Source organism: Micromonospora sp. KC723 (genome assembly GCF_004348595.1).
Classification (GTDB): Bacteria; Actinomycetota; Actinomycetes; order Mycobacteriales; family Micromonosporaceae; genus Micromonospora.
In genome coordinates this window covers 25,180-37,096 of the sequence record NZ_SMKD01000051.1, presented here as the reverse complement: position 1 = coordinate 37,096, position 11,917 = coordinate 25,180, and the positions used below count along the sequence as shown (strand labels likewise).

At 75.3% G+C, this 11,917-nt stretch carries 7 protein-coding genes; 1 reads left to right on the top strand and 6 read right to left on the bottom strand.

Going from position 1 to position 11,917, the window contains the following annotated elements:
* Window positions 1-3,938: SCO7613 C-terminal domain-containing membrane protein (locus E1165_RS14005; RefSeq protein ID WP_132391528.1), on the top strand; the 3,938-nt coding region annotated here is incomplete at its 5' end.
* Between the two features lie 34 nt (window positions 3,939-3,972).
* Here the strand turns inward: E1165_RS14005 and purE are convergent.
* From purE to mca, 6 genes are all read right to left on the bottom strand, one after another.
* On the bottom strand, window positions 3,973-4,464 hold the full coding sequence (gene purE, locus E1165_RS14000) for a 5-(carboxyamino)imidazole ribonucleotide mutase (protein WP_132391526.1): 492 nt from the start codon (window positions 4,462-4,464) through the stop codon (window positions 3,973-3,975).
* Between the two features lie 43 nt (window positions 4,465-4,507).
* Complete coding sequence (locus tag E1165_RS13995; RefSeq protein ID WP_132391524.1) at window positions 4,508-5,668, bottom strand: 5-(carboxyamino)imidazole ribonucleotide synthase; 1,161 nt, start codon at window positions 5,666-5,668, stop codon at window positions 4,508-4,510.
* 94 nt (window positions 5,669-5,762) lie between these two features.
* The gene (locus tag E1165_RS13990; RefSeq protein ID WP_132391522.1) at window positions 5,763-7,799 is read right to left on the bottom strand and encodes a thioredoxin domain-containing protein; all 2,037 of its coding nucleotides are present in this window, start codon (window positions 7,797-7,799) and stop codon (window positions 5,763-5,765) included.
* Window positions 7,800-7,853: 54 nt separating this feature from the next.
* On the bottom strand, window positions 7,854-10,322 hold the full coding sequence (locus E1165_RS13985; RefSeq protein WP_243704754.1) for a bifunctional diguanylate cyclase/phosphodiesterase: 2,469 nt from the start codon (window positions 10,320-10,322) through the stop codon (window positions 7,854-7,856).
* A 242-nt stretch (window positions 10,323-10,564) separates the two neighbouring features.
* The gene (locus E1165_RS13980) at window positions 10,565-10,858 is read right to left on the bottom strand and encodes a hypothetical protein (protein WP_132391518.1); all 294 of its coding nucleotides are present in this window, start codon (window positions 10,856-10,858) and stop codon (window positions 10,565-10,567) included.
* A gap of 50 nt (window positions 10,859-10,908) precedes the next feature.
* Window positions 10,909-11,790, bottom strand: a complete 882-nt coding sequence (gene mca, locus E1165_RS13975) for a mycothiol conjugate amidase Mca (RefSeq protein WP_132391516.1) — start codon at window positions 11,788-11,790, stop codon at window positions 10,909-10,911.
* Window positions 11,791-11,917: the final 127 nt, after the last annotated feature.

Below are 11,917 nucleotides of genomic sequence, written 5' to 3'. Positions count from 1 at the left end.
CCGCCGTCCCGGCGCCGCCCCGGCAGCGCACCCCGGGTGACGCCCGGCCGGAGACCGCGCCCGAGGAGTCCGGCGAGGTGCTCGGCGGGGCGGCCGTGCCGACAGCCCCCGAGGAGGGCGCCCGCCCGGTACCGGGCCTGCCGCAGCTGACCTGGCTGCTGCACGGCGCGGCGGTGGCGCTGGCCCTGGCGTACGCGGTCGCCGCGTTGCTGCGGGCGGCCACCGTGCCGGCGGCCGTGGTGGCCGGCGCGGCGCTGCTGCTCGCCGCGGCGGTGGCCCTGGCCGGCACCCTGACCGTACGCCGGGCCCCGCTGCCCGACCTGGGCGCCGGCATCGTCACCCTGGCGGTGATCGGGGCGCTGAGCAGGATCGCCTCGGTCGCCGTCCCCGACCGCGCGCTGCTGCTGATCGCCGGGGTCATCACGCTCACCGGGCTGGCCGTCCGGGCGGTACCGGAGGCGGCCCGGCGCGGTCCGCAGTTCGCCTCGGCTGCGGCGCTGACGGTCAGCGGCGTGGTGGTCGCCGGGGGCGCTCTGCGGGCCGGGCTGGCCCCGGTCCGCGCCGCGTTGCCGCCCTGGTCCGCCGACCTGGACCGGTACCCCACCGAACTGGCCGCGGCGGTCGGCCCGACGGCCTGGCAGCTCGCCGTCAGTGCCCTGCTGCTGACCGTCGCGGCGGTGCTGGCTCTGCCGCCGGAGATCCGGCGGGAGTTCGCCGTGGTGGGCGCCGGGCTGACCGCGCTCGCCGTGCCCGCCTCGCTCGGGCTCGGTTGGGCGTCGGCACCCTGGCCGATGGTGCTCACCGCGGTCGGCATCGGGGTGCTCGGCCTCTCGGCCGCCACCGAGCGGGCCGCCCTGGCGCACGCCGTCACCGCGGCCGTCGTGGGAGCCGTCGGGGCCGGCGCGGCCCTCAGCCGACCGGCGCTGACCGCGGCGGTGCTGGCCGTGCTCATGCTGGCCGGGGTGCTGGTCGCGTTCGCGCCCCGGGTACGGATCACCCCGGCCGCCGACACCCTCACCGGCTGGGCGGCCGGCGGCGCGGCGTTCGCGCTCCCCGGCGCGGTGGCCGCCTTCGTCGCCGCCACCGAGCCGGCCGGTTCCGCGCCGACCCCGGCGGCGCTGCGGGAACTGACCGTCCCGATCCTCGCCGCGGCCTTCCTGGCCGCCTGCGTGACCCTCGGGTACGCGGCGATGGCGCAGGTCTCCCAGCGGCGCCTCGCCCTGCCACACGCGGTCGGCACGGGCCTCGGCGCACTCGCCGTGGTCGGCGCGGCGTTCTTCGCGCCGGGGCGGACCGCCGCCGACGCCTGGGTCGGTGGGCTGCTGCTCATCGCGACGGTGCTGCTGCTCTTCGCCCCGAACATCGACGCGGGCCGCCGCTCGGACGCGAGCCTGGACGGCGCCGACCTGGCCGCCGCCGCGGTCACCGCGACGCTGATCGCCACACTGGCCCGGATCGCCGCGGTGATCTCCCCGGGCGGGCAACTGGTGGTGGCCGCCGCCCTGGTGCTGGTGGTCGCCGTAGCCGCCCGGGCGATGCCGGAGGAGTGGCGGCGCGGTCCGGTGGCCGGCATCGCCGTCGGCGGCGTGCTGATCGGGTTGATCGCCGGCTGGTCGGCGCTGCGCGGCGGGTGGGGGGTGCTCGCCGTCCCGGGCCCGATCTGGGCCGGTGACCTGACGAACTGGCCGGCCGCCCCGACCGGCGGCTCCACCTGGCAGGCCCCGGTCGCACTGGCGCTGCTCGGCACCGCCGCCGCGATCCTGCTCCCGCCGCCGTGGAAGTACGACGTGGCCGGGGCCGCCGCCGTGCTCGCCACCATCGGCACACCCGCCGCGTTCGACCTGCCGTGGTGGTCGCCGGTGCTGGTGGGGCTGACCGTGGCCACCGTGTTCGGGACGGCCGCGGCGGCCACCCTGGATCCGCGCGGGGCGTTGTCCCGGGCCACCGTGGCCGGCGTCGTCGCGCTGCACGCGGCCGGGGCCGGCCTGGTCCGCCCGTGGACCACCGCGCTGGCGTTGGGCGGCATCGCGCTCATCGGCCTGGTCGTGGCCGGGCTGGCCCGGACACTGGCGCCGTCCCTGGTGGAGGACATCGAAACCGAGGGGATGCCGCCGCACCTGGTGCTGATCGGGGGGGCCGCGACAGCTGCCGCCCTGCTGGCGCTGCCCGGGACGGTCGCCGCCCTGGCGGCCGGGTCCGGTCACCCGGCCCAGGTGGTGCTGATCGCCGCGCTGGCCGCGTCCAGCATCGGGCTGGCGACGGTGGCCGCGGTCCGCCGCCAGGTGCCGCAGTACCTGCCGTACGCCAGCGCGGCGATCGCCGGCGGGGCAACGATCAGCGCGCTGGCCGCCATCGTCGCCCGCCTCCCCTTCGGGGTGTACGCCGCAGCGGCGGCGCTGCTCGGGGTGCTCGCCGAGCTGGTCCGGGCGGCCACCGTGCCGCCGGTCGGCTCGGCTGAGCCGGTCCGCCGCTGGGCGGTGCTGCTGGACGGCGCGCTGCGTCGGCTGCCCGACGACGGCGCCCGTCGCCGCTGGCGGGTCAGCCCCGCCGCCGGGGCGCTCGCCGCGGCGGCGCTGCCGACCCTGCTGGCGCTGGCCTCGCTGGCGCCACTGCTCTACGTCGCGCTGGTGGAGCCGCACCGGATGCTCTCCCGGGTCTGGCAGGGCCCGCCCCCGGAGCTGCTCACCCCACCGCCGGCGGCGGTCGATCCGACGCACGTGCTCACCGCGCTGCTGCTCACCGTCACGGCGGCGCTGGCCGCCACCGGGCTCAGCGGTGGCCGACGCTCCCGGGCCGTGCCGGTGGTGCTGCCCGGTCTCGCGGTGACCCTGCTGATCGTGCCGACCGCCCTCGGCCACGCCTGGCCGGAGAGCGCGCTGGCCGCACTCTCCGTGTTCACCATCTCGATGCTCGGGCTCGCGCTGACCCCGCCGCCGCCGCTGGTCGAGCGGGCCCGGCCGGTGCGGGTGGCCCGGGTGCTGGTCTTCGTGATCGGGTTGGCGGCCGGCGGCGCCGGGCTGGCCGGCAGCCTCGGCACCCAGGGGATGACGCTGTTCACCCTGGGCGGCGCGGTGGGCGTCGGCACGGTCGCGGCGCTCTTCGGCACCACGCAGCGGGCCCGCATCCTGGGTTGGCTCTTCGCCTCGCTGATGGCGCAGTTGTTCGTGCTCACCCTCGGCCTGGTGGCCGGGTTCGCCGCGGTCTGGTCGGCGTTCGGGGTGCTGGCGGTCGGCGCGGCGTTGCAGGTGTTCGCCGCCACCCTGCCCCGGCTGCGCCGACCCGAGGCGCAGCGCGAGGCCGCGACCGTGGAGTGGAGCGGGTACGCCGCGGCGCTGATCGCCCTGGCGTTGGCCTTCGACTCGCCGCGGCACATCGCCGCGCTGCTCGCCGCCTGGGGTGCGGTGCTCGGGGTCGCGGCCACCCGGCCCGGAAGGCGCCCGGTGGAACGGCGGATCCTGTTCTGGTCGGTGGTGGCCTGTGAGATCACCGCCTGGTGGATCCTGATGCGGGTCGCCGACGTGGCCCTGCCCGAGGCGTACACGCTGCCGTTCGCCGCCCTGGCGCTGCTGGTGGGGGTGCTGGAACTGCGGCACCGGGCGGACCTGTCCAGCTGGGTGGCGTACGGGCCGGCGCTGGTCGCCGCGTTCGTGCCGACCCTGGCGATCGTGCTGGCCACCGACTCCAGCACGCTGCGGCAGGTGCTGCTGTTGCTCGGCGCGGTGGCCGTGCTGATCTTCGGGTCGATCAGCCAACAGCAGGCGCCGGTGATCGTCGGTGCCGTGGTGACCGCGATCGCGGCCGTGCACGCCCTGTTCAGCCTCGGTCCGTGGCTGGTGCTGATCCCGGTCGGGCTGGTGCTGCTGGTGCTGGGGGCGAGCAACGAACGCCGTCGCCGCGCCCAGGAGCGGTTGCAGACCGCGCTGCGCGGCATGAGATGACGCCGGTCGGCGTCCGCGCACCAGCAGCCGGCGGTCAGGCGAGGGAGGCGCGGAGGGCCGCGTCCTTCTCCGCCACCAACTGCTCCAGGCTCGTCTGGTAGTCGGTCATCCGCGTGCGCAACGCCGGGTCGCTGGCGGCCAGGATGCGGACGGCGAGCAGGCCGGCGTTGCGGGCGTTGCCGATCGACACCGTGGCGACCGGGACACCGGCCGGCATCTGCACGATGGACAGCAGCGAGTCCATCCCGTCGAGGTACTTGAGCGGGACCGGCACCCCGATCACCGGCAGCGGGGTGACCGAGGCGATCATGCCCGGCAGGTGGGCTGCCCCGCCGGCCCCGGCGATGATCACCCTGATGCCCCGGTCGGCGGCGGCGCGACCGTACTCGATCATCTTGATCGGGGTGCGGTGCGCGGAGACCACGCCGACCTCGTACGGCACCTCGAACTCGTCCAGCGCCTCGGCGGCGGCCCTCATCGTCGGCCAGTCCGAGTCGCTTCCCATGATCAGCCCAACGGTGCTCACGCTGCCCTGCCTCTCGTCCGGTGTCGCGGGCCCGCTGCGGGCCTCACCCGTGCCCCTCGCGCAGCCAGCGGGCGGCCCGCGCGGCCCGCGCCCGTACCTCGTCCAGGTCGTCGCCGAGCACCGTGACGTGCCCGATCTTGCGGCCGGGACGCACCTGCTTGCCGTACAGGTGGACCTTGGCGCCCGGCTCGGCGGCGAAGAGGTGGTGCAGCCGCTCGTCGACGGAGATCCCGCCCGGCTCGCCGCCGAGCACGTTCGCCATCACCACGACCGGCGCGGTGAGCGAGGTGTCCCCCATCGGGTAGTCGAGCACGGCCCGCAGGTGCTGCTCGAACTGCGAGGTGCGGGCCCCCTCGATGGTCCAGTGCCCGGAGTTGTGCGGGCGCATCGCCAGCTCGTTCACCACGAGCCCGGTGGGCGTGTCGAACAGCTCCACCGCCAGCATGCCGACCACGCCGAGCGCGGTGGCCAGGTCGATGGCGAGCTGCTGGGCGGCGACCGCCAACTCCTCCGGCAGGTCGGGGGCGGGGGCGAGCACCTCGACGCAGATCCCGTCCCGCTGCACCGTCTCCACCACCGGATACGCGGCGACCTGCCCGAACGGGGAACGGGCCACCTGCACGGCCAACTCCCGGCGCAGGGTCACCCGCTCCTCGACGATCAGCCGGCTTCCGCCGGCGAGCAACGTCGCGGCCAACTCGGCGGCCTGTTCCGCGTCGGCGACCACCCAGACGCCCCGGCCGTCGTACCCACCCCGGGCCGTCTTGAGCACCACCGGCCAGCCGTGCTCCTCGCCGAAGGCGACGAGGTCGGCCGGCGCGCCGACCGGGCTCCAGGCCGGGTTGGGGGCGCCCAGCGCGGTGAGGCGTTCCCGCATGACCCGCTTGTCCTGAGCGTGCACCAGCGCGTCGGCGGAGGGGAAGAGCTTCACCCCCTCGGCGGCGAGGGCACGGATGTGCTCCGTAGGGACCTGCTCGTGGTCGAAGGTGACCACGTCGCAGGCCTTGGCGAAGGTGCGCAGCGCGGCCAGGTCGGTGTGGTCGCCGTACTGGACGTCGGCGGCGACCAGGGCGGCGCCGTCGTCCGGGGCGAGCGCCAGCACACGCAGCGACTGGCCGAGGGCGATGGCGGCCTGGTGGGTCATCCGGGCCAGCTGGCCCCCACCCACCATGCCGACGACAGGCAGACCGGTACGGGAATCCATAGCGCCGCCAGCCTATCGGGGCGGCGGGGGGCCACCCACCCCGAGGGCAGGGCGACACCGCCGGCCGGGCTGTGACCGGCGGGAGGCCGGCCGCTCAGGTCAGCTGGGCAACCAGTTCGTCGACCGAGGTCACCGGCCGCTGGCAGACGAAACCCCGGCAGACGTACGCCGTGGGCCGCCCGTCGACCAGCGGCCGGTCCGCCAGCAGCGGCACCCCGGGCCGGTCGGGCCGGCCGGCCACCAGCACCGCGCCCGGCGGGGCGTGCCGCACCGCCGCCGCGACCAGCGGGTCACCCTCCGGGTCGTCGGTGGCCACCGCGATCTCGTACGGCCCGGAGAGCAGCGCCTCGCCCACCGTCGCCGCGTACCCGGTGAACCGGGCGTGCCGCCCGACGAGCGGCGCGACGGTGGCCAGGGCCCGCTCGGCCGCCTCCCGGTACCGGGTCTCCCCGGTCAGCGCGGCGTACGCCACCAGGGCCGCCACGATCGCCGAACGGCCGGACGGGGTGGCGTTGTCGGTCGGGTCGGCCGGGCGGGTGACCAGCCGCTCGGCGTCGTCGGCGGTGTCGTAGAAGCCGCCGTCCGGGGCGGCGAACCGCGCCAACGCGGTGTCGAGCAGCCCACCGGCCAGCCCCAGCCAGCGTCCCTCGCCGGTGAGCTGGTGCATCGCGCAGAACGCCTCGGCCACACAGCCGTAGTCCTCCAGCACCCCCGCCGGCTCGCCGACCACCTTGTCGCGGGACGCCCGGCGCAGCCGCCCGTCGACCACGTGCACGGCGGCGAGGTGCGCGGCGGCGTCCCGCATCGCCCCGTCGGCGACGATGACGACGCCCTCCATCAGGTTCGCGTCCTCGTCGTCCGGTGCGGCGTACCCGGCGGCGACCCGGAGGAACTCGGCGATCGCGGTGATGGCCAGCCCGTTCCAGGCGGCCACCACCTTGTCGTCCCGGGCCGGCTGCGGCCGGCTGTCCCGGGCGGCCAGCAGCCGCCCGACGACGTCCTGCCAGCGGGCCCGGATCTCCGGGTCGGCGTCGTCGACGTCCCGGGCGAGCCTGAGCACGCTCGTGCCGTGCTCGAAGGTGCCGGACTCGGTGACCCCGAACAGGTCGGCGGCCCAGCGGCCGTCCTCCTCGCCCAGCACCTCGACCAGCTGGGCCGGCGTCCAGGCGTAGGTGAGCCCCTCGACGCCCTCGGTGTCGGCGTCGAGCGCCGAGGCGAACCCCTCCCCCGGCCGGTGCAGCTCGTCGGCGAGGAAACGGGCGGTGTCCCGGGCCACCCGGCGGGCCAGCCGGTCGCCGGTGACCCGCCAGAGCTGGGTGTAGAACCGCAGCAGCAGGGCGTTGTCGTAGAGCATCTTCTCGAAGTGCGGCACCGTCCAGTGGCCGTCCACGGAGTAGCGGGCGAAACCGCCCGCGAGCTGGTCGTGGATGCCGCCCCGGGCCATCGCCTCGGCGGTGTGCCGGGCGATCTCCAGGCTGCGGGCCGAACCGGTGCGCTGGTGGTGGCGGAGCAGGAAGAGCAGGTTCATGTGCGGCGGGAACTTCGGGGCGGCACCGAACCCGCCGTTCGTCTCGTCGTACTCCCGGGCGAGCTGGTCGGCGGCGGCGTCGAGCAGTTCGGCGGTGAGCGGGGCGGTGGGACCGCCGACAGCCTGGGCCCCGCCGATCGCCTCGACCACGGCGGCGCCCTGGCGCAGCACCGCCTCGCGCTGGTCGCGCCAGGCGGCGGCGACCGATTCCAGCAGCCGGACGAAGTTCGGTCGCGGGAAGTAGGTGCCGCAGAAGAACGGGGTGCCGTCCGGGGTGGCGAAGACCGTCATCGGCCAGCCGCCCTGCCCGGTCATCGCCTGGGTGGCGGTCATGTAGACGGCGTCGACGTCGGGCCGCTCCTCGCGATCCACCTTGACCGCCACGAAGTCGTCGTTGACCAGCGCCCCTACCTGCTCGTTCTCGAACGACTCGTGGGCCATCACGTGGCACCAGTGGCAGGCCGCGTAGCCGACCGAGATGAGCACCGGCACGTCCCGGCGCTTCGCCTCGGCGAAGGCCTCCGGACACCACGGCCACCAGTCGACCGGGTTGTCGGCGTGCTGGAGCAGGTACGGCGAGGTGGCGTCCGCGAGTCGGTTCACCCGACGACCATATCCACCCCGGGTGGACCCGGCCCGCCGGTCGACCGACGCCGCTCAGGAGGCGCCGTCGACCCGGAGCCGGAACACGTTCGACTCGGCCGAGTCGCGCAGCGACCCGAGCACCGCGCCGATCTTGTCAGCCGGCATCGGCTTGAAGAAGTGGTAGCCCTGGGCTGCGGTGCAGCCCAGCTCGGCCAGGGCGAGCCGCTGCTCGGCGGTCTCCACGCCCTCGGCGACCACCCGCAGCCCCAACTCGTGGGCGAGCCCCACGGTGGTCCGGACGATCGCCGCGGCCTCCGGCGAGTCGACCATCCGGATCACGAACGAGCGGTCCACCTTCAGCTCGTCCACGGCGATCCGGGTGAGGAAGGTCAGCGACGAGAAGCCGGTGCCGAAGTCGTCCACGGCGAGCTGCACCCCCATCGCGCGCAGGGTGGCCAGCACCTCGTCGATCACCTCCAGCTCGCTCATCACCACGGTCTCGGTGATCTCCAGGACCAGCCGGTGCGATGGCACCTGGTGCCGGCGCAGCGCGTCGGCGATCTCGGCGGGCAGCCGCGGGTCGAGCAGGCTGCGCGCCGACAGGTTCACCGAGATCGGCACGTCCAGCCCCTCCCGGGCCCAGCCGGCCGCCACCGCGAGCGCCTTGTCCAGCACGTACCGGGTGAAGGCGCCGAGCTGCTCGCTGTTCTCCACCGGGCGGATGAAGTCGACCGGGCCGAGCCAGCCGCGCCGCGGGTGCCGCCAGCGGATCAGGGCCTCCACTCCGGTCGGCGCTCCGGTGGCGAGGTCGACCGCCGGTTGCAGGGCCAGCACCAGCTGGTCGTCGGTCTGCAACGCCTCCCGCAGCTCCGCGAGCAACGCCAACTGGTCGGTGCTCGCGGCGTCCCGGGAGCTGTCGTACGCGGCGACGCTGCCGCCGCCCTCCTTGGCCTGGTACATGGCGATGTCGGCGCGGCGCAGCAGCTCGGTCAGGTCGGCGGAGCCGGCACCGGCCACCACCACCCCGACCGAGACCTCGATCGACATCCGCACCCCGGCCACCTCGGTGGGCGCGGCCAGCCGCTCGGCGATCTCCCGGGCCTGGCGCAGCGCGTACGCCATCGGCGCCGCCCGGTCGCCGACGATCGGGACCGACGTCAGCAGCAGGGCGAACTCGTCCCCACCGAGGCGGCCCAACAGGTCACCGGGGCGGGTGAGGGCGCCCAGCCGGTTCGCGGTGAGCCGCAGCAGTTGGTCGCCGGCAGCGTGCCCGAGAGTGTCGTTGACCTCCTTGAACTGGTCGATGTCCAGCAGCAGCAGCGCGACGGGGTGGTCGTGCGCGAGCTGCCGCAGCGCCTGGTCGCCCTTGCTGAGCATGGCCGCCCGGTTCACCAGCCCGGTCAGCGCGTCGTGCACCGCCTCGTACGACGACCGTGCGCTGACCAGCCGCAGCTCCCGGTGGGTGGCGGCGTCGTGCAGCGCGGCGGCCAGCGCGTCGGAGAAGGCGGCCACCGCGTCCCGCTCCCGGGGGCTCGGCGGCGCGGAGGCGGGGAACCGGACCCGCAGCTCGCCGACCTGGGCGTCGCCGACGGTGAGCGGACGGACCAGCTCGTGCTCCCCGGCGGTCGACGGACCGGGTGGCCCGACCTCCCGGTCGCGCACCGGGCCGCAGGCGTCCGCGCGGTAGCGGCGCCACCGACCGTCGCCCCTGGCCACGTCGACGTCGACCCGCTCGGCGCCGAAGAGACTCAGCGCGCCGGTCACCGCGGCGGTGGCCACCCCCCGCTCGTCGAGCTGGTTGAGGGCGGCGGTCGCCTCGGCGAACGCCCGCCAGTCGCGCCGTTCCCGGTCGGCGCGCAGCCGGTGCCGGTAGGTCTGTTGGAGCAGCCAGAGCGGAGGCGGCAGGAGCAGCAGCCAGCGGGCGTCGACCTCCAGCAGCGCCACCACGGCCAGGCCGACGGCCACGTTACCGACGAACATCAGCAGCTTGCCGCGGAGGGCGGCGAGGATCGGCGGCCCGATCGCCAGGCCGTTGCGCAGGGCCAGGGTGGCCCCGCCGAGGCAGACGGTGGCCAGCAGGTAGGTGACCGCGCCGGCGAGTTGGGCGAGCGCGAGCGCGGGGGTCGGCACGGTCAGCAGCGGCGCGCCGAGGGCGGTGGCGACCGTCACCGCCAGCGCCGTGGCGGCGGTCAGCGAGGCCGCGATGCGCAGCACCTCGACCGGCGGTCGCCGGTCGGCGAGAAGGGACATGCCGCCCCAGGCCAGGGCCGTACCGAGCAGCGCCGCGGCGGGCAGCCACCCGGCCGGCGCGAGGTACAGGCAGACGATCAGGGCGGCCTCGCCCCAGGTGATGCTGACCATGCCGGTCTCGGTGCGGAACCGGAGTCGGGCCAGTTGGGCGACGGCGAACACCCCGACGGCGACACCGAACCGGGCCGGCGGAGTGAGCGGGTCGTCCGGCGGCAGCGTGGCGGGGACGGTCAGGCCGGCTCCGACCGCCGCCAGGGCGGTGAGCGTGACGGCGGCGACGAGCAGGAGCACCCGCGGCGGCGCGCCGAACGGGTCGGGCCGGTCGGGCTGTTCGCCACCCCTGCCGGAGCTCACCGGCCCCCTCCGTCCGCCGGCTCCCGGACGGCGCACGGGACGGACGCTGCTGCCACGGTCATGGCGCCCCCTCCCGCGCGCGGCTCGGGGACCACGAGGTCCCCCCGGCGGAAGGCTAAGCCAATCCGGGTGACCGCAACAGGGGTCGACGGCCCGGATCGGCGTGAATCATCCTCCGGTCAGCCGTTGCGGCCCTGTTGGTGGCCGGTGGGCTCGTTCGGACGTGATTCCTGCGTGGTCGTCCCGTCCGTCGGATCGACGACAGACGCGTCGGACCGACCGGGTTCGGCCGCCCGGCCGGGGTCGGGGAACCGGTCCGGCAGCCGCCGCAGCCGGGAGTTCATGTTGCGGATCAGAAGGATGGTGGCGGCGGACAGCAGCAGGATGAGGAACAGGCCCATGGGCCCGGCCAGGCCACCCGTGCGTGTGTCACCGAAGTTGTTCGCCGCGAGCACCTGGGCAGCGGTCAGCATGGTGTTCTCTCTCCGATGTGCGGTGGAGTCTCAGCGTAGCCCGGCGCCGGTCAGCAGGCGTGGGCTGTCTCGCGTACCCCGGCGAAGAGGTCCGACTCGGGCAGCGGGCTGTCGACCAGCGAGCGGACGAGTTGGAAGTCCTCCGTGGGCCAGGCCCGGCGCTGGAGGTCCATCGGCACGTGGAACCAGAAGCCGTCCGGGTCGATCTGGGTGGCGTGGGCGCGCAGCGCGTCGTCCCGGACGGGGAAGTACTCCGCGCACTCCACCCGGGTGGTGATCCGGGGGCCCTTGTCCGGGCGGTCCTCCCAGTGCTTGAGCCACTCCCCGTAGGGAGACTCCAGGCCGGCCTCGAGCATGGCCTCGTGCAGCGCCATGATCTTGCCCTTGGAGAAGCCGATGTCGTAGTAGAGCTTGAGCGGCTGCCAGGGCTCGCCGAGGTCGGGGTAGCGCGTCGGGTCACCGGCCGCGTCGAACGCGGCCACGCTGATCTTGTGGGTCATGATGTGGTCGGGGTGGGGGTAGCCACCCTCCTCGTCGTACGTGGTGACGACGTGCGGGCGGAACTCGCGCATGAGCCGTACCAGCGGGCCGGCGGCGACGTCGACGTCCTGCAGGGCGAAGCAGCCCTCGGGCAGCGGCGGCAGCGGGTCACCCTCGGGCAGCCCCGAGTCGACGAAGCCGAGCCAGGCCTGCTCGACGCCGAGGACGGCCCGCGCGGCGTCCATCTCGGCGCGGCGGATCTCGGCGATGTTGGCCCAGACGTCGGGCCGGTCCATCTTCGGGTTGAGCACACTGCCGCGTTCGCCGCCCGTACACGTCACGACCAGGACGTCCACGCCCTCGGCGACGTACTTAGCGGTGGTCGCGGCACCCTTGCTGGACTCGTCGTCCGGGTGCGCGTGCACGGCCATGAGACGCAGCTGCTCTGCCAACTGGGCGCTCCTCGTCTGTGTCACCGGCGGCCCCGGCGGCGGACCTGTCATCCTTGACCGGGAGCGGTGCGGAAATGGAACCCTCCCATTCTTGCCGATGCCACCGACAACGACGTCAGGAGACAGC